Source organism: Amycolatopsis albispora, from assembly GCF_003312875.1.
GTDB classification, from domain to species: domain Bacteria; phylum Actinomycetota; class Actinomycetes; order Mycobacteriales; family Pseudonocardiaceae; genus Amycolatopsis; species Amycolatopsis albispora.
In genome coordinates, this window is sequence record NZ_CP015163.1 from 7,855,225 (window position 1) to 7,873,370 (window position 18,146).

An 18,146-nucleotide genomic window follows, 5' to 3' on the forward strand; every position below is an offset into this window, starting at 1 on the left:
GGCCGTTCGCCGGGCATACCCCCAACCCATCGCTTATCGATGGGTCAAGGGAGGTAGCCACGCTCCCGCAGCTCGGCCAGGAACCGGTGGTACGACTCGTCGAGCGCGTCCTGTTCCGCCGGATCGGGCGTGACCACCGCCGCCGGTGCCGGGATGCGTTCGCAGGCTTCGGTGATGCCGCCCGCCAGCAGCCCGCCCGCCGCGAGCAGCGCGGCCCCGTACCCAGTCTCCGCGTTGGGCGAGACGGTGATGTCCATCCCGGTGACCGTCGCCCTGATCTTTGTCCACAGTGCACTCCGGCTGCCGCCGCCCGCGGCGAACAGCGGGCCGCTCACCGCGACGCCGAGTTCGGCCAGGTGCTCCAGCGCCAGTCGTTCGACAAACGCCACGCCCTCAAGGCGAGCGCGGTGCAGATCGACCTCGTCTTCCGGTTCTCCCGCCACAAACCCGCGTGCATCCGACGTGGCGAAAGGAAACCGCTCGCCTTCCCGGCGCAGCGGATAAGCGACCACAGTGGACGGTCCGCGTCGCGCCGCGGCCTCGTCCAGGTCGGCCAACCCCGGGGTGCCGGAAACCGACTCCCCGCCGGTGTTCGACGCCCCACCCGGCAACCACCAGCCATCGGGGTGCCGGTGGCTGTACATCGCACCGGACGGATCGGCGACCAGCTCCTCGGTGACCCCCTTGAGCACATACGTGGTGCCGAGAATGCCGACGAACTGCCCCGGCCGCACCGCCCCGGCGGCCAGCTGACCGGCGCAGCCGTCGGTCATGCCGCTCACCACCGGGCAGCCACGCGGCAACCCGGTGGCCGCGGCGGCTTCCGCGCTGACCTCACCCAGCACGGTCGACGGCGCCACCACCTCCGGCAGCCAGCTCTCCGGCACGCCCAGCCCGTCGAACACCTCGTGCGGCCACTGCCCGGTCAGCGGGTCGTACCCGCTTTTCAGGGCGTGCGACCAGTCCGTGGCCACCGGGGTGCCGGTCAATCGTCCGGCCAGGAGGTCGGGCGTGTGCCGGATGCCGTGCGCCCGCGGGAAATGCTCGTGCAGCCAGGCGATCCGGCCGAGCGCGGCGGTGGGGGACACGGTCAGCCCCAGCGCCCGCCAGCGCGCTTCGCCCAGTTCCCCGGCCTTGGCGTTGTACTCGGCGCCCCGCCGGTCGTCGTACATCAGCGCGGGACCGGCCGGTGCCCCCGCTTCGTCCACCGCGACGATCGTGCCCGAGGTCGCCGCGATGGCCACCGCGCCGACCGGTGCGCGCACCTGCCCGGTCACCGCCCGCAACACCTCCCGGGCGGCTGGCCACCAGCTCGCCGCGTCCTGCTCGCTGAACCCCGGCCGGCTCCGCCGGGGCTCGGGCAGCCGGACCGAGGCCGAGCCGAGCACCCGCCCGTCCGCGGCGACCGCGAGGGCCCGCACCCCCGCCGTCGCCACGTCCAGGCCGATCGTCACTGCGTTCACGCGGTGCTGACCTTCCCTCCCACGTCCTGCAGGCTCACGTCCTGCTCGATCGCGCGTTCCGTTTCCTCCGGCAGCTTGAGGAAGCGCACCAGCACCGCGGCCACCACGTACAGCGCGGCGAAGATGATCACCACGCCGGCCGCGCCCACCGGGCCGAGGAACAGGCTGACGATCGCCGGGCCGACAAAGGCCGCCGCACCGGCACCGAAGTTCAGCAGCGCCATCGCGCCGCCCTTGTTCTCCGGCGACAGCGAGGGCAGCAGCGCCGAGATCGGCACGAACCCGGCCAGCGTGGCGCCGTAGAGCGCGCCCACGAGCAGCGCCACCCAGTAGTAGTCCGCGCCTAGTGCCAGCGGCACGAAGTAGAGCAGCAGGATGGAGATCGCGCAGCCGATCGCGCCGAACCAGAAGATCGTGGTCCGCCAGCCGATCTTGTCGCTGAGCACGCCGAAGATCAGGTTGAAGAAGATGTTCGTGCCGTAGATGACCGAGACCAGCAGCAGCCACCGGCTCTCGCCGAAGCCGATCTGGGTGATGAAGATGGTCGGGAAGAACACCAGCATGCCGAACTCGGGCGCGGTGTTGATCACGCGGACGACCATGCCGATGCCGATCCGCGGCTTGCGCCAGGCGATGGACAGGCTGGAGACCATGCTCTGCACCGGCTTCACCTCGGGCGGCGCCAGCCGCTGGTAACCGGTGCGCTCCCGCACGCCGAGCAGGCAGACCAGCCCGCCGAGGCCGAGGATCGCCACCGACAGCCACAGCGTGCCGGTCTGCCCCATGATCGGGTTGGTGAAGCTGGCCACCAGCGAGCCCAGCGTGGGCAGGCCGCCGGTGAAGGCGAAGTAGAACCAGCCGACCGCCGCGCCGAGCCTGGCCACCGGCGCCACCGCGGTGATCCACACCAGGAAACCGAAGGCGAACATCGGATAGCCGAACCCGCGCAGCCCGTAGAAGATCAGCATCAGCGGGTAGTTCTCGCCGGCCACCGCGACGGCCAGGAACAACGCGTCGAACACCAGCCAGATGGCCAGCCCGGCGAGCATCACCCGGCGCGGGCCCCACAGTTCGGACAACGCGCCCGACAGCCAGGACGCCAGCATCACCGCGACCCCGTACACGGTGATCACGTAGGACGCCCGGATCTCCGTGCCCGCCCCGTTCTCGGCCATGTACGGCGCGATGAACCCGGCCTCGACCCCGTCACCGATCATGAACAGCAGCAGGCCGACGTAGCCGAGGAACAGCGGAGCCGGCAGCCCCCACTTGGTGAGCAGCCGGTGGAACGAGCCCGGTTCGGCCGGGGACAACCGCGTTGTTGCCGTCGATGTCATGAACGCCTCCATGATGTGTTACCGGCCTATCATGGAGGCTGTTAAGTTAACACGCAAGATGTGATGACGAACTTTTTCGCCAGTTGCGTTCAGGCGTTGCTCCAGGCGGCCCGCTCCGCCTTGGTGTGCCCGCGGACCTCCGCGACCACCTCCATCGGCGAGTTCGGCCCGAAGACGACCAGGTCGAAGTCGCGTACCGGGGCCAGCCGGTGCAGTGCCGTCTTCGGGGCCTTGCTGCTGTCCATCAGCAGCACCTTCTGCCGAGCGCTGGCCAGCATCGCGCGCTTGACCATGACGATCTCGGGCTCCTGGTGGTAGGTCAGCTCCGTGGTCATCGCCGAGGTGGACACGACGGCCATGTCCACGGTGAGCCGCTCGATCGCTTCCAGGCAGGCCATGCCGAGGAACGAGTCGTGCGTGGGGGAGTAGTCCCCGCCGATGCCGATCAGGCGCACGTCGTCGAGCTTCTTCAGCGCGTCGATCGCACGCAGGTAGTTCGTCGCCACGGTCAGCGGGGTGACCTCGGCCAGCAGGTTCACCAGCGCGAGCGCCGAGGTCGAGTCGTCCAGCAGCAGGGACATCCCGGGTTCGAGGTGCTTGGCCAGGTGCGCCGCCATCGAGGACTTCTCCTCGGTGTTCGCGTTGAGCCGGTATTCGGCGTTGCTCTCGAAAACCGACGTCGGCAGCGCCGAAACGCCGCCGCGGAACTTGCGCAGCAGGCCGCGCCTGGCCAGCTCGTCCACGTCGCGGTGCACGGTCATGTGGCTGACCCCGGTCAGCTCCACCAGGTCGGCCTGGGTGGCCGTGCCGTGCTTCAGCACGTAGTCCGCGATCATGGCCTGCCGCGCGCTGCGGGAACGCGGGTGCTCGTTGCTCATTGTTCGATTATCACGCGTGGTGGGATCGAGTTGAGGCTCAGCAGGCCGGTTCGTGTGCCGTCGATGTCGATTTCCGACGGCGAGGCGTTGGCCAGCAGCGGCAGCACCGTGCGGTAGGTGTGCAGCGGGATGCCCAGCAGCTCGCACAGGCTCAGGCGCAGCAGCGTGTTGTGTGCGACGACCAGCACCGGGCCGGTCTCCGCCGCGGCGATCTCCCGCAGGGCGCGTGCCCCTCTCGCGGCGGCCTCGGCCGGGGGTTCCGCACCGGGGAAGGCGCCGGTCACCGGGTTCGCCAGGAACCGTTCGACCAGCTCGGGATCGGTTTCGGCCAGTTCCGCCCTGGTCCGGCCCTCACCGACGCCGAAGTGGGTTTCGCGCAGGTCGTCGACGATGTGCGGCCGCAGGCCGAGCGCGCGGGCGGCGGGTTCGGCGGTGCGCCGCGCGCGGTCCTGCGGTGAGCAGTACAGGGCGACCGGCGGGTCCTGGCGCGCGGCGACCAGCGTGGCCAGCCGTTCCGCCTGCGCGACCCCCTCTTCGGTGAGGCCGACCTCGCTGGAGCCGGCGTACCGGTTCTCCGCGTGCCAGACGGTCTGGCCGTGCCGGGTCAGCAGGAGCCGCGTGCCCATGGTTCCTCCGAATTCGTTGGTGACATATCTCAGCGACGATGTTAAGTTAACACCGACGATGTGAAAGGGGATCCCGCATGGCGCTCGCCGCGGTCGTGTTCGACCTGGACGGAGTCCTGGTCGAGAGTGAACACCTCTGGGAGGAGAACTGGGTGGCCTACGCCGCCCGGCACGGGGTCGGCTGGACCGCCGAGGACACCTCGACGGTCCAGGGCATGAGCGCGCCCGAGTGGGCCGCCTACCTGGCCGAGCGCAGCGGCACCACCGAATCGGTCGAGCGGGTCGAGCGCGCCGTGGTGGACGGCATGATCGCCGCGATCGAGGGCGGTGAGGCGCCGCTGCTGCCCGGCGCGGGCGAGATGGTCCGCGAGGTGAGCGCCAGGGTGCCGGTCGCGCTGGCCTCCTCGGCCGCCCGCCGGGTGATCGACGCGGTGCTGGACACGCACGGCCTCACCGGGGAGTTCACCGCCACGGTCAGCAGCGCCGAGGTGCCGAAGGGCAAGCCGAGCCCGGACGTCTATCTCGAGGCGGCCGCCCGGCTCGGCCGGTCCGGTGCGGAATGCCTGGGCGTGGAGGACTCGAGCAACGGCATCCGCGCGGCCGCCGCGGCCGGGCTGACCGTGATCGCGCTGCCGAACCCGACCTATCCGCCGAAGCCCGACGCGCTGGAGCTGGCCAGCGCGGTGGCCGAGGACAACCACGACGTGCGGCGCAAGCTGCTCGCCTACCTGTCCGGTGAGCTGGTGGGGGAGCGGGCATGACCACGCTGGGCACGGCGAGCACCTTCAAGCGCGACTGGGTGGACGGGTTCGTCACCGCGTACGGCCGGACCGTGCGCAAGGTCCCCGGTGCCTACGGGGTGGTCGGCAGGCAGGTGCCGCGGCCGGGCAAGGTGGCCGTGGTGATCGGCGGCGGCTGCGGGCACTACCCGGCCTTCGCCGGGCTGGTCGGCCCTGGCCTGGCCGACGGGGCCGTGGTCGGTGACGTGTTCACCAGCCCCAGCGCCGAGCAGGTGTACCGCACCGCACGCGCGGCCGATGGCGGTGCCGGCGTGCTTTTCGGTTACGGCAACTACCAGGGCGACGTACTGCACTTCGGGCTGGCCGCGCGGCGGCTGGCGGCCGAGGGCATCGAGAGCCGCACCATCCTGGTCACCGACGACATCGCCAGCGGCCCCGCCGACAACGTGGACCGCCGGCGGGGCGTGGCGGGCGACTTCCTGGTGTTCAAGATCGCCGGCGCGGCCGCCGAACGCGGTGACGACCTGGCCGGGGTGCACGCGGCGGCGGTGAAGGCGAACGCCGCCACCCGCACCTTCGGGGTGGCTTTCGGGGGCTGCACGCTGCCCGGCGCCGCCGAGCCGCTGTTCACCGTGGACGAGCGGAAAATGGAGCTGGGCCTCGGCATCCACGGTGAGCCGGGGGTGCGCACGGTGGGCAGGCTGAGCGCGCGGGACCTGGCCGACGAGCTGGTGTCGGGCCTGCTGCCGGAACTGCCGCCGGGCAGGCGGGTGGTGGCGCTGGTCAACGGGCTGGGCCGGACCAAGTACGAGGAGATGTTCGTCGCCTACACGCGGGTGCACGAGCGGCTCGCCGAAGCCGGGCTCGAGGTGGTCGACACCCAGGTCGGCGAGTTTGTCACCTCGCTGGACATGGCCGGGGTGTCGCTGTCGCTGATGGTGCTCGACGACGAACTGGCCGAGCTGTACGCCGCACCGTGTGACACGCCGGGATACCGCAGTACCGGGGCGGAACTGGCCACCGTGCCGCTGGAGTCCACAGTGGACGAGACGCTGGCGCGGCCGGACGGCGCGGCGGGCGAGCGGCTGGTGGACCGGGTGCTCACCGCAGCGCTCGACGCCATCGAGGCGGCGGAGGACGAACTGGGCAGGCTCGACGCGGTCGCCGCGGACGGCGATCACGGCCTGGGCATGACCCGTGGCATGCGAGCCGCCGTGGCCGCCGCGCGCTCACCGGAAGCCGGGGACACCCTGTCGGGCGGCTTGCTCGTCGCGGGCACCGCCTTCGCGGATGCCGCCGGTGGCGCCTCGGGCGCGCTCTACGGGGTACTTCTGGCCGAAACCGGCGCCGGTCTCCGGGGCGAGGTCACCGGCGAAACCCTCGCGAACGCGGTGGACAACGCGGTGCGCGCCTTTGTTGAACTGGGCAAGGCCGAGCCAGGCGACAAGACCATGCTCGACGCGATCCTGCCCTTCGCCGAGACACTCCGAGCACGCGCCGATGATGGCCCGGTGGCCGCCTGGGTCGCCGCCGCGCAGCGAGCCACCGAAGCCGCGCGGGCGACCGCGGACCTGGTGCCCGCCAAGGGCAGGGCGGCCCGCCTCGCCGAACGCAGCAAAGGCCACGCAGACCCGGGCGCGACTTCGTTCGCACTGCTCGTCACAGCCGTCGGCGAGGCCCTGTCAGCCAAAACGGCGGTCGGCGCATGACCCCCTCCACCGCCGCCCGGCTCCCCAAGCGAGGCCGCGTCCCCGGCCAGAAGGCCACCAGCGCAGGCCGGGGCCGAGCCGTAACTCCCAGTCGCAGCCACGCACCGGGCCGCGTCACCGACGCCCTGTCCGCCCGGCGAGGCGCTGTCTGCGAACTCGGTGGCAGGAGCATGACCCGCGCCGCCGCCGCTCGGCTCCCCAAGCGAGGCCGCGTCCCCGGCCAGGAAGCGACCGCCGCAAGCCGGGGCCGAGCCGTAACTCCCAGTCGCAGCCACGCACCGGGTCGCGTCACCGACGCCCTATCCACCCGGCGAGGCCTTGCCTTCGAACACGGTGGCAGGAGCATGACCCCCTCCACCGCAACCCGGCTCGCCGAGCGTGGCCGCGTCCCCGGCCAGAAGGCGACCAGCGCAGGCCGGGGCCGAGCCGTAACTCCCAGTCGCAACCACGCACCGGGCCGCGTCACCGACGCTCCATCCGCCCGGCGAGGCCTTGTCCGCGAACTCAGTGGCAGGAGCATGACCCGCGCCGCCACCTGGCTCACCGAGCGTGGCCCAGCCGCCGGTCAGGAAGCGACCAGCAAGCGCCGAGGCCTTGTCAGCAAACACGGTGGCAGGAGCATGACCTCCGCCACCGCCGCCCGGCTCACCAAGCGTGGCCGCGTCGCCGGTCAGGAGGCGACCAGCACAGGCCGAGCCCGAGCCGCGGCTTCAGGCCTTGTCCGCGAACTCGGCGGTAAGGGCCTGACCCCCGCCGCCACCGGAGTCAGGCTCGTCGAACGGGGCCCAGCCGCCGGTCAGGAGGCGACCAGCAAGCGCCAAGGCCGAGCCGCGGCTTCCAGCCGTGCACGGGCCCGCGTCACTGAATCTCTGTCCGTCGGGCGAGGCCTTGTCCGCCAACTCGGTGGCAAGGGCATGACACCCGCCACCACAGCCCGGCTCATCCCGTGCGGCCGCCGCACTGAAGCTCCGTCCGTCAGGAAAGTGGTGAAAGCATGAAGATCGTCGTCGCCGCCGATAATGCGGGGGCGGAGCTGAAGAACCAGCTGCGTGACCTGCTGCGTGCCGACGAGCGCGTGGCCGAGGTGACCGATCTCGGCGTGCCGGACGCCGCCGACGAGCGGCCGTATCCGGAGCTGGGGCTGGCCGCCGCCGAGGTGGTGGCCCGTGGTGAGGCCGATCGCGGGGTGCTGGTCTGCGGCACCGGGATCGGCGTGGCCATTTCGGCGAACAAGGTGCCGGGGGTGCGCGCCACCGTGGTGCACGACTCCTACTCCGCCGAGCGCTCGGTGAAGTCGAACGACTGCCAGATCATCACCTTCGGCGCCCGCGTGATCGGGCCCGAGCTGGCCAAGAAGATCGTCAGCGAATGGCTGGACCACCGCTTCGACCCGGAGTCGGCCAGTGCCGGCAAGGTCGCCCGCATCACCGCCTACGAGCAGGCCCATTCGTCCTGACGGACAATTCCGTCGAGTTCCGGGTTCAAGGAGGAACCACAAGTGCGCATTCTCGCCGCAGGAGACGAGTTCGTCGGCACCGAGCTGCTCAAGCACGCGGTGCGCGCCGAGCTGGGCACCGAGCCGGTGTTCAGCGAGCTGTCGCTGCCCTGGCCGGTGGTGCCGTTCGGCCCGGTCGGCGGGGTGAACGAGGCCAGCGGCACCGAGGAGCAGGTGATCGAGGCGCTGGCGGGAGCCGAGGTCGCGGTCACCCAGATGGCGCCGTTCACCAAAGCCGTGTTCGCCGCCGCGCCGCAGCTGAAAATGGTGTCGGTGAGCCGGGGCGGTCCGGTGAACGTGGACCTGCGCGCGGCCACCGAGGCCGGGGTCGCGGTGACCTACGCGCCCGGCCGCAACGCCGCGGCGGCGGCGGAGTTCGCCGTCGGCATGATCTTGGCCGCCATGCGGCGGCTGGCCACCTCCTCGGCCGAGCTGCTCGGCGGGACCTGGCGCGGGGACTACTACGCCTACGACAAGGCCGGGATCGAGCTGGAAGGCAGCACGGTCGGACTGGTCGGCTACGGCGCGATCGGTTCGCGGGTGACGAAGGTGCTGGCCGCCTTCGGCGCCAGGGTGCTGGTGTCCGACCCGTACGCCGACCCGGCCGCGATCAAGGCCGACGGCGCGGCGCCGGTCGAGCTGGACGAACTGCTGCGGTCGAGCCAGGTGGTCAGCCTGCACGCCCGGCTCACCGAGGAGACCCACCACCTGATCAACGCGGAGAAGCTGGCCCTGCTGCCGCACGGCGCGGTGCTGGTCAACACCGCGCGCGGCGGGCTGCTGGACTACGCGCCGCTGCCCGAGCTGCTGCGTTCCGGGAAGCTGGGCGCGCTCGGGCTGGACGTGTACGACGTGGAGCCGCCGCCAGCCGACTGGGCGCTGCGGGACGCGCCGAATGTGATCGCCACCCCGCACCTGGCCGGAGCGAGCAGGCAGACCGCGGAGCGCGCGGCCCGCATCGTGGCGGCCGAGGTCGGCCGGTACGCCCGCGGGGAGCGCCTCGCGCACGTGGCCAATCCCGAAGTGCTCGGCTGAAGCCATGGCCGGTCGCATCATCGGAGTGGACATCGGCACCTCGCTGACCAAGGCGGTGGTGTTCGACGACGCCGGGGTGTCCATTGTGGACGCGTGCGCCCCGTCGGAGGTGCACCACCTGCCCGGCGGGCGGGTGGAACAGGACCTGGAGCAGGTGATCGGCACCGTGGCCACGGTGGTCCGCGAGGTCACGGCGCGGCTGGACGAGCCGGTCGCGGCGCTGGCGCTCACCGGCCAGGGCGACGGGCTGTGGCTGCGTGACGCCGAGGGGCGCCCGGTGCGGCCCGCGTTGTCCTGGCTGGACGGGCGAGCGAACTCGCTGGTGGCCAAGTGGCAGGCCGAAGGGGTGGCCAGGGAGATCTACCGGCGCACCGGCTCCGGCGTGTTCCCCGGCTGCCACGCGCCACTGCTGTCCTATTTGGACAAACATGAGCCGGAGTCGCTGGACCGCGCCGCGGTGGCCGGGTACTGCGTGGACGCCGTGGTGCAGCGGCTGACCGGCGAGATCACCGTCGACGTCTCCGATGCCTCCCTGCCCTTCCTCGACCCGGTGACCAGGCAGTACGACGAAGGCGCCATCGAAGCCTGCGGGCTCGGGCACCGGCGTGGCCTGCTGGTCGAGCCCGCCCCCGGCCGCTCGGTGTTCCGGCTGAACCGGACCGGTGCCGAACTGCTCGGCCTGCCGGTCGGGCTGCCGGTCACCGCCGGGCCGTTCGACCTGCCGGCCAGCGCCATCGGCGCCGGGGTGCGCGAACCGGGTGACGGCATCCTGACCGCGGGCACCACGCTCGCCTGCCAGGTGCTCACCAGGGACGTCACCTGGGATCGCGAGGGCGAACCGGCTGGCATGTTCCTGGCCACCCCGGCCGAGGCCGACTACCTCCGCGCGATGCCCGCGATGGTCGGCACCGCGGGCATCGACTGGATCTGCGGGTTGCTGGGCATCGGCGTCGAGCAGATCGGCGGGCTGCTCGCGGAGAGCACCCCGGGCGCCGGGCGGGTGCGGGCCCTGCCGTTCCTGTCCGCGTCCGGGGAGCGCGCTCCGTTTGTCGACGCCTCGGCTCGCGCGCAGTTCGCCGGGCTGAGCCTGGAGAGCACCCGTGCCGATCTCGTGCGCGCGCTGTGCGAGTCGATCGCTTACGCGGCAAGGCATTGCTTCGAGGCCGCCGGGCTGTCCGGCACGCTGTACGCGTGTGGTGGCGGCGTGCGCTCGGCCGAATGGACGCAGATCTTCGCGGACGTGCTGGGCCGCCCGATCGTCATTCCCGGTGACCCGGGCGTCGGCGCGCGGGGCGCGGTGCTGACCGCGGCGGAATCGCTCGGGCAGCCCTTCGATGTGGAACTCTGGGCAGCGAACTCGCGCACCGTGCGGGTGCGCCCGGAAAACGCCGACGTCTACCAGCAGGGGTACCGCGAGTACACCGAATCGCTGGAGTCGGCCCGAGCTTTGTGGAGGCTGTAGATGCTGCTCGCCGACGAGCGCGCCCAGGTGTGCGAGTACGCGCGGCGGCTGACCGCGGACGGGCTCGTGGTCGGGACGTCGGGGAACATCTCGGTGCGGGTGGGTGAGCACGTCGCGGTGACGCCGACCGGCGTGGCCTACGAGGACCTGCGCCCGGCCGACGTGCCGGTGGTCGCGCTGGACGGCTCACCCGTCGACGGTGAACTGCGGCCGACCAGCGAGCTGCCGATGCACCTGACCATCTACCGGCGCGCCGAAGATCCCGACGGCGCGCCGGTCACCGCGGTCGTGCACACCCATTCCGCCCACGCGACCGCGGTGTCCACGCTGGTGGACGAGGTGCCGCCGATCCACTACATGCTGGCGTCGATCGGCCCGACCGCGCGGGTGGCCGAGTACGCCACCTACGGCACCGAGGCCCTCGCGGAGGCCATGCTCACCGCGCTGGACGGTCGCCGTGGCTGCCTGCTGGCGAACCACGGCACCGTCACCTACGGCGACGGCCTGTCCGCCGCCTACCACCGGGCGCAGCAACTGGAATGGTGCTGCCAGGTCTGGCTGCTCGCCCGCTCGGCCGGTGCCCCCGCGGTCCTCCCGAAATACGAAGTGGAACGCGTCGCCGACAAGCTCCGGACCTACGGCCAGCCCTGAGGTCCGCTACACCGCGACGGCGCCGCCGTCGGCGGTGATGGTGGTGCCGGTGAGATAGCTCGACCGCGGCGAGGCGAGGAACAGGACCACCTCGGCGATCTCCTCGGGCGCGGCGGTGCGGCCGAGCAGGGTGGTGCGGCCGAGTTCCGCCACCAGGTCGCCGTTCTGCGCGAGCACCTTTTCGGTGTGCACCGGGCCCGGCGAGAGGTTGTTCACGCGTACTCCCGAGCCCCTGAACTCGGCCGCCCAGGTGCGGGTCAACGATTCCAAGGCCGCCTTGCTGGCGCCGTAGACCGACGAGTCCGGCATGCCGACGGAGGCGGCGATCGAGGTGACGTTGATGATGCTGCCGGCGCCCTTCGCGAGCATTTTCGGCACCAGCGCCGCGGTGAGGAAGTACGGCGCCCGCACGTTCACGTCGAACATCGCGTCGAAGTCGGGCACATCCTGCTCGAGCGTCGGCGCGAACGGGAAGATGCCCGCGTTGTTGACCAGGACGTCCACGTCGCCGACCTCGGCGGCCAGTCGTCGCACCGAGTCGAGGTCGGCCATGTCGGCGGCGATGAAGCTCGCCCGGCCGCCGTCGGCTTCGATCTCGGCGACGACCTTCGCGCCGCCCTCGGCGTTGCGGCCGGTGACGATCACGGTGGCGCCCTCACGGGCGAGGGTCTTCACCGTCGCGCGGCCGATTCCGCTGGTGGCACCGGTGACAAGCGCGCGCTGGTCCTGGAGTTCCATGCCCATCCTTTGTTCGATATTCGTCAACTATCGAACAAGCTAGCATCGCGCGTTCGATGTTCGCCAGTCTTCGAACAAGTATCGTGGATGACATGCGGCAGCCAGCACATCCCGAGGTCGACGAGCTGAAGCTGACCGAGGTGATGGCCGCGCTCGGCGACCCGCTGCGCGTCGGCCTGGTGCGGTTGCTGTCCGACGGGGTGGAGCGCAACTTCGGCGAGCTGCGCGCGCCGGTCGCCAAGTCGACATTGAGCCACCACCTCAAGGTGCTCCGCGCGGCGGGCATCACCTGCAGCCGCGGCGAAGGCACCCGCTGCTACGTCCGGCTGCGCCGCGACGACCTCGAAACCCGCTTCCCGCAACTGCTCGACGCAGTGCTGGCCGCGGCGGCGGACGAGGGCGTCGGCGAGCACGTCGGGCTGAACAGCACGCCGACGCCGGACGGCTGCGCCTGAACCTCAGGCGGTGAGCGTGCTGAACCGGCGGCGGTAGGCCGTCGGCGTGAGCCCGGTCCGGCGGCGGATCTGGGCCCGCAGGTTCGACGCCGTGCCCAGCCCGCTCGCCCGCGCGACCAGTTCCAGCCGCTGCTCCCCGCGTTCGATCAGGCGGCAGGCCAGCGAAACCCGCTCGCCGGTCAGCCAGGCCAGCGGCGTCGTGCCGAGTTCCGCCCGGAACCAGCGGTGCAGCGTCGCTGGGCTGACCGCGGCGAAGGCGGCCAGGTCACCGATGGTCAGCGGCTGGTCGAGGTGTTCCTGTGCCCAGGCGAGCACCGGCGCCAGCGAGGCGTCGGGGACCTCGGGCACCGGGCGTTCGATGAACTGCTGCTGCCCACCGTCCCGGTGCGCGGCGAACACCAGGCGCCGGCTGACCGCGTTCGCGATCTCGGCACCGTGGTCCTGGCGGATCACGTACAGGCCGAGGTCGAGCGCGGCGGCGCTCCCGGCGGCGGTGAGCACGTTGCCGTCGTGCACGAAGAGCACGTCCGGCGCGAGTTCCACGTCGGGGAAGCGCTCGGTGAAAACCGAGGCCCAGCGCCAGTGCGTGACGGCACGCCGCCCGTCGAGCACACCCGCCGCGGCGAGCGTGAACGTGCCGGTGCAGAAGCTCATCAGCCGGGCGCCGCGCCGGTGCGCGCGGCGGATCGCGTCGAGCACCCGCGGGTCGGGCGCGGATTCGGGATCGGGTCGGTTCGGCGCGATCACCGTGCCCGCCTCGTCCACGGCGTCGAGGCCGCGCACCCCGGACAGCGTGAAGAATCCCTCGTGCATGCGGATCGACGGCTCGGCCGCGCACAGCCCGAACTCGTACCACGGCCGGTCCAGTTCCGGCCGTCGCAGCCCGAACAGCTCGGTGGCCACGCCCAGTTCGAACGGGTTCGACCCGTCGTCGACGATGGCGACCACTCGATGCGAGGATTCACGCGACATATGCGATTCCTAGCACTCACACCCGCGTGGCGCCAGCACCCATGCTGGGGCCATGAGCAAGCAGCCGATCTCCCTCGACGAGGCGCTGGCGGGTTTCGACCAGGTGTGGAGCCCGCGGATCGTCGCCTTTGTCAACGACTACGACGTGCGCGTGGCCAAGTTCGCCGGTGAGCACGTGTGGCACGTCCACGAGCACACCGACGAGTTCTTCCTGGTGCTGGACGGAGAAATCCGCATCGCCCTGCGCGACGGCGAGGAACGCGAAGTCGTGCTGCCAAAGGGATCCGCGTTCGTCGTGCCGCGCGGGGTGTACCACAAACCGTCCTCAGTGGACGGTGCTTCGGTCCTGCTGTTCGAACCGACCGGCACCCTCTCCGTCGGCGACGAGCACGACCCGGTCCCCGAGCACGTCGACACCACCACCGGTCACGTCGTGGCCTGACGGCGGGCGAAGCGCAGGGTCTTGGGGGCGACCGTGAGCCACGCCGTCACCAAGGCCGCGTACCCGGCCACCGCAACCACCGCAAAAAGTCCGGTGTGGACTCGGGTGAACAGGGCGCTCGCCCCGGTGACCACGGTGCCGACCGGGAAGGTGAAGCTCCACCAGGACAGGGTGAACGGCAGGCCCCGGCGGGCGGCGCGCAGGGTGAGCGAGGCGGCGATCGCCGACCAGACGAGCGCGAACCCCAGCGTGGGTACCCCGTACAACAGTCCAAAAGCGACGGCGGCCTGGCCGTACGGGGCGGGCAGCGCCTCGGCGGCCGGGCCCGCCAGCAGGTTCGCGGCGGTGATCGACTGGCCCAGCGGACCCAGCACGATCCAGCTCGTGGGCACGTTGTCCGCCCGTCCCAGCACCAGTTGCTGCCAGATCTGCGGCAGCAGGCACAACGTCGCGAACAGGCTCACCCCGAACATCGCGTAGCAGCCCACCACCATGGCGGGCCGGAGGTCCGGCGGCAGGTGTGGCGCCAGCAGCGCGCCACCGGAGGCCGAGACCATCGGCGGCACCACCGGCATCAGCCAGCCGGCGAAGGTGTGCGCCGCGCGCACCTGCTGCGTGGTCATCATCTTCACCGGCACCCAGATCGCCGTGCCCAGCCCGAACGCCGTGCCGATCGTCCACAGTGTCCAGTCGATGGCCAGTGCGGCGTCCAGGCCGATCCAGTCCTTGCCGAGCAGCAGTGCGCCGGAGCCGACCGTGCACAGCGCCATCGGCGGCGCGCCCCAGAACTGCGCCATCACCGGGTCGTCGGCGTACGACCGCCGCAGCCGGGCCAGCGCCACCCCGCACACCACCACCAGCAGTACCGCGGCCACGGCCCAGACCAGGGTGGCGGCCGTGCGCAGGCCGGGGAACTGCAGCGGAAGCGTCGCCGCGGCGGTGGCGACGATGCCGGTGCCCATGATCGAGGCAAACCAGTTCGGGCCGAACGCGGGCGCGCAGACAACGGGGGCCGGGCGGGTCAAGGTGCTGGTCACCACCTCACCCTCCGGGTGAACACGGGCGGGCGGTAGTCCCCAAAGCGCTATGGATGCATAAACTGTCGTTATGCCTCTGTCCGCCAGGGTGAGCGAGCTGACCAGCTATGACCTGCTGCTCAGCGTGGCCGAGCTGGGCAGCATCGGCCGGGCCGCGCGGGTGCACGGCATGTCGCAGCCCGCGGCCAGCGTGCGGCTGCGGCAGCTCGAAGCCCGCGCCGGTGTGCCGCTGCTGGAACGCGGCACGCGTGGCGCGCGGCTCACCACCGAGGGGCAGCTCGTCGCGAGCTGGGCGCAGCCGGTGCTCGACGCGGCCTCGGATCTGGAGGCGGGGATCGCCGCGCTGCGGGCCGATCGCGAGAGTCACGTGCGGATCGCCGCCAGCCTGACCGTCGCCGAATACCTGCTGCCGCGCTGGCTGATCGCGCTCAAGGCGGTCGATCCGGGCACCGTGGTCGCACTGACCTCCGGCAACTCCGCCGACGTCGCGGCTCAGGTGCTCGCGGGCGCGGTGGAGCTGGGCTTCGTCGAGGGCCCCGACATCCCGGATGGCTTGCAGGCCAAGGAAGTCGCGCGTGACGAGCTGGTGCTGGTGGTCGCGCCGACGCACCCGTGGGCGACGCGCCGCCGTCGCCCACGCGCCGCCGAGCTGGCGGCCACGCCGCTGGTCAGCCGCGAACCGGGATCCGGCACCCGCCAGGCGCTGGAACGGGCTCTGCGGGCGCACGTCGGTGGTGCGCTCGCCGAGCCCGCGCTGGAGGTGTCCTCGACCACGGCGATCAAGGCGGCCGCGGTCGGCGGCATCGGGCCCGCGGTGCTCAGCGCGTACGCCGTCGCGCCGGAGCTGGCCGCGGGCACGCTGGTCCGCCTGCCGGTGCCCGACCTCGACCTGAGCCGGCGGCTGCGCGCTATTTGGCAGGCCGGCCGGACGCCGCGAGGTCCCACTCGCGATCTGCTCGCGATCGCCCTGCAACCGACCGGATGACCAGCCAGACCAACGCGCCGATCGGGGCGAGCAGGATGGTCAGCACCAGCAGCGGCGCCATCACCAGCGGGTGCACGCCCAGCTCGCGGCTCTCCAGGTACATCCACCGGCCGACAAAGAGGTCGAAGGCGATGATGTGCGCCCAGACCAGCGTCGCCGCGCCCGGCTCGGCCATCAGCTCCTGCAGCCCGGTCAGCGACGGCTGCGCCACCGCGGGCAGCACCTCGGCCAGCCGCGGTACCGCGATCACCAGGTAGAGCAGGGCGGGCGGCGCGAACACCAGCGGGGACGACACGATCCGCCGGGTCCACGACCAGCCCGGCGCCAGGATCATCAGCGCCCAGAACGGCGCCGCCAGCACGAAGGTCAGGTCGAACAGGTTGGACATCATCGCTGGTGCTCCAGAACTCGTTGCGGGACAAGGGCTTTACCGGTGGCGAGCGCGGTGCCGAGCACCAGCAGCGCGAACGCGCCGAGGGTGAGGGCGTCCGGGTCCGTGAGCGGCTGGCCACGCAGGGCCTGCCAGGTGACCAGGCCGAGCAGGCCGGTGTACGCGCCGGCGGCCACCCAGATCAGGCGACGGCGGACTTCGCCGTCACCCAGCACCGGGACCCGGCGCGCGGCGGCGGTCAGCGCGATCAGCAGCAGCGGCAGCACCTGCAGCGCGTGCATGCCGACGAAGTGCGGGATGCGCAGGTCGCCGCCGGTGGTGCTCCAGCCGGTGACCGGCAGGCCCGGCCCGCCGTCGGGCACGCCGACCGAATGCGCGCCGACGGTGTCGGTGATGCCGGTGGCCAGCTGGTTTGCCGTCGGCAGCACCATCAGCACGCCCAGCGCCAGGCCGACGCCGGAGAGCAGCATGCCGAGCCGGATCGCGGTGGCCGACGCGCGGTCGGCGTACTTCCCGGCCAGCAGCACCGCGCCGAGCAGGAAGTGCGCCACCAGCAGGACCGAGATGGTGGCGCCCATCAGGTCGAACACCAGCGAGTCGAACTCGGTGCCCACGTTGAAGTGGCTGCGCGTGCCGCGGACCACCTGGCCGACGATGGCGATCATCTCGATGGTGCCCGCCGCGGCGATCACCGTGCCGGTCCACCAGCCCAGCCGCGGCCAGCGGCTCTGGAAGGACAGCATCCACGCCCAGGTCAGCGCGTAGGCCAGGAACGACACCGCGAACTTGAACGGCTTGAGCCAGATCGGCGCCCCGAGTAGCACCCGGTCGTCGAGCACCAGCCCGGCCGCCGCGAACACGGCCGTTCCGGCCATCGCGGCGGCGAACAGCATGAGCGGCCGATGCCACTCACGCATCGAGCGCGGGTCCATGGTTCCTCCCAGTATGGATAGTGGCGCTGTCTACTATCGGATACCGTCACTATCCACTCTGCTCGACCAGAAGGCAAGCGAAAATGGATAGCGATGGTGTCCGTAGGCTGAGTGGCCGAAGGACGGGAGGCGCGATGCGCGTAGCGGAACTGAGCAGGCGGACCGGGGTGGCGGTGCCGACGATCAAGTACTACCTCCGCGAAGGCCTGCTGCCGCCCGGCGAGCTGACCAGTCCCAACCAGGCGCGGTACTCCGAGGAGCACGTCCGGCGGCTCAAGCTGGTGCGGGCGCTGCTCGACGTCGGCGGGCTGTCCGTGGCGGCGGTGCGCGAAGTGCTGGACACCATGGCGAACGACGACAAGTCGATGTTCAACGTGCTCGGCAAGGTGCAGCACAACCTGGCCGGGCAGCTCGCCGCGACCGAGGGGGAGCGGCAGGAGACGGCGAGCCGGATCGCGCACGAGCTGATCGAGCGGCACGGCTGGCAGATCAAGCCGGGCTCCCCGCCGCTGGCGTCGCTGATCACGGCGCTCGCGACGCTGATCGAACTGCACGGCGAGGACCTGCTGGAACTGCTCGACGCCTACGCCGACGCCTCCGAGCGCGTCGCCGAATTCGACATCGAGTACACCCGCCGCGGTGCCGACCGGGCCGACGCGGTGGAGCGCATGGTGATCGGGACCGTGGTGGGTGACGCGATCCTGAGCGCACTACGCCGGCTGGCCCACGAAAACGAGGCCGCTCGCCGTCTCACCGGGGGTTAACGTTGAGTGGTCGCGCGGGTGGAAGGGGTGAGCG

General features: G+C 71.7%; 19 protein-coding genes. 10 read left to right on the plus strand and 9 right to left on the minus strand.

Going from position 1 to position 18,146, the window contains the following annotated elements; all coding sequences use genetic code 11:
- Positions 1-44: 44 nt before the first annotated feature.
- The 4 genes from A4R43_RS37340 to A4R43_RS37355 all read right to left on the minus strand — a co-directional run bounded on the left by A4R43_RS37340 (position 45) and on the right by A4R43_RS37355 (position 4,304).
- Complete coding sequence (locus A4R43_RS37340; RefSeq protein ID WP_418190777.1) at positions 45-1,463, minus strand: FGGY-family carbohydrate kinase; 1,419 nt, start codon at positions 1,461-1,463, stop codon at positions 45-47.
- Positions 1,460-2,800, minus strand: coding sequence for an MFS transporter (locus A4R43_RS37345; protein WP_113698142.1), 1,341 nt, complete (start codon positions 2,798-2,800; stop codon positions 1,460-1,462). Before A4R43_RS37345 ends, A4R43_RS37340 begins: the two co-directional genes overlap by 4 nt.
- Before the next feature lie 89 nt (positions 2,801-2,889).
- Complete coding sequence (locus tag A4R43_RS37350; protein ID WP_113696399.1) at positions 2,890-3,678, minus strand: DeoR/GlpR family DNA-binding transcription regulator; 789 nt, start codon at positions 3,676-3,678, stop codon at positions 2,890-2,892.
- Positions 3,675-4,304 carry a histidine phosphatase family protein gene (locus A4R43_RS37355; RefSeq protein ID WP_113696400.1) on the minus strand — a complete coding sequence of 210 codons (630 nt, stop codon included), beginning with the start codon at positions 4,302-4,304 and terminating at the stop codon, positions 3,675-3,677. The genes A4R43_RS37350 and A4R43_RS37355 overlap by 4 nt, the downstream gene beginning before the upstream one ends.
- 77 nt (positions 4,305-4,381) lie before the next feature.
- Between A4R43_RS37355 and A4R43_RS37360 the strand changes: the two genes are divergently transcribed.
- From A4R43_RS37360 to A4R43_RS37385, 6 genes are all read left to right on the plus strand, one after another.
- Positions 4,382-5,065: an HAD family hydrolase gene (locus A4R43_RS37360; protein ID WP_113696401.1), complete on the plus strand. Its 684-nt coding sequence runs from the start codon at positions 4,382-4,384 to the stop codon at positions 5,063-5,065.
- Positions 5,062-6,753 (plus strand): dihydroxyacetone kinase family protein, encoded by a 1,692-nt coding sequence (locus tag A4R43_RS37365; RefSeq protein ID WP_113696402.1) that lies wholly within the window; start codon positions 5,062-5,064, stop codon positions 6,751-6,753. The genes A4R43_RS37360 and A4R43_RS37365 overlap by 4 nt, the downstream gene beginning before the upstream one ends.
- A 994-nt stretch (positions 6,754-7,747) precedes the next feature.
- A complete protein-coding gene (locus tag A4R43_RS37370; RefSeq protein WP_113696403.1) occupies positions 7,748-8,209 on the plus strand; it encodes a ribose-5-phosphate isomerase in 462 nt (153 codons plus the stop codon).
- 42 nt (positions 8,210-8,251) lie between these two features.
- Positions 8,252-9,283: a 2-hydroxyacid dehydrogenase gene (locus tag A4R43_RS37375; RefSeq protein ID WP_113696404.1), complete on the plus strand. Its 1,032-nt coding sequence runs from the start codon at positions 8,252-8,254 to the stop codon at positions 9,281-9,283.
- 4 nt (positions 9,284-9,287) lie between these two features.
- On the plus strand, positions 9,288-10,745 hold the full coding sequence (locus A4R43_RS37380; RefSeq protein ID WP_113696405.1) for an FGGY-family carbohydrate kinase: 1,458 nt from the start codon (positions 9,288-9,290) through the stop codon (positions 10,743-10,745).
- On the plus strand, positions 10,746-11,396 hold the full coding sequence (locus A4R43_RS37385; RefSeq protein WP_113696406.1) for a class II aldolase/adducin family protein: 651 nt from the start codon (positions 10,746-10,748) through the stop codon (positions 11,394-11,396).
- Positions 11,397-11,402: 6 nt separating this feature from the next.
- On the opposite strand, the gene A4R43_RS37390 is transcribed toward A4R43_RS37385, so the two are convergent.
- Positions 11,403-12,134, minus strand: coding sequence for an SDR family NAD(P)-dependent oxidoreductase (locus A4R43_RS37390; RefSeq protein ID WP_113698143.1), 732 nt, complete (start codon positions 12,132-12,134; stop codon positions 11,403-11,405).
- A 92-nt stretch (positions 12,135-12,226) separates the two neighbouring features.
- Between A4R43_RS37390 and A4R43_RS37395 the strand changes: the two genes are divergently transcribed.
- A complete protein-coding gene (locus A4R43_RS37395; RefSeq protein ID WP_236808501.1) occupies positions 12,227-12,589 on the plus strand; it encodes an ArsR/SmtB family transcription factor in 363 nt (120 codons plus the stop codon).
- A gap of 3 nt (positions 12,590-12,592) precedes the next feature.
- On the opposite strand, the gene A4R43_RS37400 is transcribed toward A4R43_RS37395, so the two are convergent.
- Positions 12,593-13,561, minus strand: coding sequence for a helix-turn-helix domain-containing protein (locus tag A4R43_RS37400; protein ID WP_113696408.1), 969 nt, complete (start codon positions 13,559-13,561; stop codon positions 12,593-12,595).
- Positions 13,562-13,613: 52 nt separating this feature from the next.
- Here A4R43_RS37400 and A4R43_RS37405 point away from each other — a divergent pair, with 52 nt between their 5' ends.
- Positions 13,614-14,003 carry a cupin domain-containing protein gene (locus A4R43_RS37405; RefSeq protein WP_113696409.1) on the plus strand — a complete coding sequence of 130 codons (390 nt, stop codon included), beginning with the start codon at positions 13,614-13,616 and terminating at the stop codon, positions 14,001-14,003.
- On the opposite strand, the gene A4R43_RS37410 is transcribed toward A4R43_RS37405, so the two are convergent.
- Positions 13,988-15,040 carry a TDT family transporter gene (locus tag A4R43_RS37410; protein WP_236808502.1) on the minus strand — a complete coding sequence of 351 codons (1,053 nt, stop codon included), beginning with the start codon at positions 15,038-15,040 and terminating at the stop codon, positions 13,988-13,990. The genes A4R43_RS37405 and A4R43_RS37410 overlap by 16 nt on opposite strands.
- Positions 15,041-15,110: 70 nt before the next feature.
- Between A4R43_RS37410 and A4R43_RS37415 the strand changes: the two genes are divergently transcribed.
- The gene (locus A4R43_RS37415; protein WP_113696410.1) at positions 15,111-16,025 is read left to right on the plus strand and encodes a LysR family transcriptional regulator; all 915 of its coding nucleotides are present in this window, start codon (positions 15,111-15,113) and stop codon (positions 16,023-16,025) included.
- Here the strand turns inward: A4R43_RS37415 and A4R43_RS37420 are convergent.
- Together A4R43_RS37420 and A4R43_RS37425 are read right to left on the minus strand one after the other, a co-directional pair.
- Positions 15,949-16,416, minus strand: coding sequence for an ABA4-like family protein (locus tag A4R43_RS37420; RefSeq protein WP_113696411.1), 468 nt, complete (start codon positions 16,414-16,416; stop codon positions 15,949-15,951). The genes A4R43_RS37415 and A4R43_RS37420 overlap by 77 nt on opposite strands.
- Positions 16,413-17,348: a hypothetical protein gene (locus tag A4R43_RS37425; protein ID WP_113696412.1), complete on the minus strand. Its 936-nt coding sequence runs from the start codon at positions 17,346-17,348 to the stop codon at positions 16,413-16,415. Before A4R43_RS37425 ends, A4R43_RS37420 begins: the two co-directional genes overlap by 4 nt.
- Before the next feature lie 134 nt (positions 17,349-17,482).
- Between A4R43_RS37425 and A4R43_RS37430 the strand changes: the two genes are divergently transcribed.
- On the plus strand, positions 17,483-18,112 hold the full coding sequence (locus tag A4R43_RS37430) for a MerR family transcriptional regulator (protein ID WP_113696413.1): 630 nt from the start codon (positions 17,483-17,485) through the stop codon (positions 18,110-18,112).
- Positions 18,113-18,146 lie beyond the last annotated feature (34 nt).

Bases quoted from the DNA above. Each gene is read 5' to 3' on its own strand.
- A4R43_RS37380 (WP_113696405.1), top strand. From the start codon at position 9,288: ATGGCCGGTCGCATCATCGGAGTGGACATCGGCACCTCGCTGACCAAG.
- A4R43_RS37415 (WP_113696410.1), top strand. From the start codon at position 15,111: ATGCCTCTGTCCGCCAGGGTGAGCGAGCTGACCAGCTATGACCTGCTG.
- A4R43_RS37365 (WP_113696402.1), top strand. From the start codon at position 5,062: ATGACCACGCTGGGCACGGCGAGCACCTTCAAGCGCGACTGGGTGGAC.
- A4R43_RS37355 (WP_113696400.1), bottom strand. From the start codon at position 4,304: ATGGGCACGCGGCTCCTGCTGACCCGGCACGGCCAGACCGTCTGGCAC.
- A4R43_RS37425 (WP_113696412.1), bottom strand. From the start codon at position 17,348: ATGGACCCGCGCTCGATGCGTGAGTGGCATCGGCCGCTCATGCTGTTC.
- A4R43_RS37420 (WP_113696411.1), bottom strand. From the start codon at position 16,416: ATGATGTCCAACCTGTTCGACCTGACCTTCGTGCTGGCGGCGCCGTTC.
- A4R43_RS37370 (WP_113696403.1), top strand. From the start codon at position 7,748: ATGAAGATCGTCGTCGCCGCCGATAATGCGGGGGCGGAGCTGAAGAAC.
- A4R43_RS37390 (WP_113698143.1), bottom strand. From the start codon at position 12,134: ATGGAACTCCAGGACCAGCGCGCGCTTGTCACCGGTGCCACCAGCGGA.
- A4R43_RS37395 (WP_236808501.1), top strand. From the start codon at position 12,227: ATGCGGCAGCCAGCACATCCCGAGGTCGACGAGCTGAAGCTGACCGAG.
- A4R43_RS37385 (WP_113696406.1), top strand. From the start codon at position 10,746: ATGCTGCTCGCCGACGAGCGCGCCCAGGTGTGCGAGTACGCGCGGCGG.
- A4R43_RS37360 (WP_113696401.1), top strand. From the start codon at position 4,382: ATGGCGCTCGCCGCGGTCGTGTTCGACCTGGACGGAGTCCTGGTCGAG.
- A4R43_RS37430 (WP_113696413.1), top strand. From the start codon at position 17,483: ATGCGCGTAGCGGAACTGAGCAGGCGGACCGGGGTGGCGGTGCCGACG.
- A4R43_RS37350 (WP_113696399.1), bottom strand. From the start codon at position 3,678: ATGAGCAACGAGCACCCGCGTTCCCGCAGCGCGCGGCAGGCCATGATC.
- A4R43_RS37345 (WP_113698142.1), bottom strand. From the start codon at position 2,800: ATGACATCGACGGCAACAACGCGGTTGTCCCCGGCCGAACCGGGCTCG.
- A4R43_RS37405 (WP_113696409.1), top strand. From the start codon at position 13,614: ATGAGCAAGCAGCCGATCTCCCTCGACGAGGCGCTGGCGGGTTTCGAC.
- A4R43_RS37400 (WP_113696408.1), bottom strand. From the start codon at position 13,561: ATGTCGCGTGAATCCTCGCATCGAGTGGTCGCCATCGTCGACGACGGG.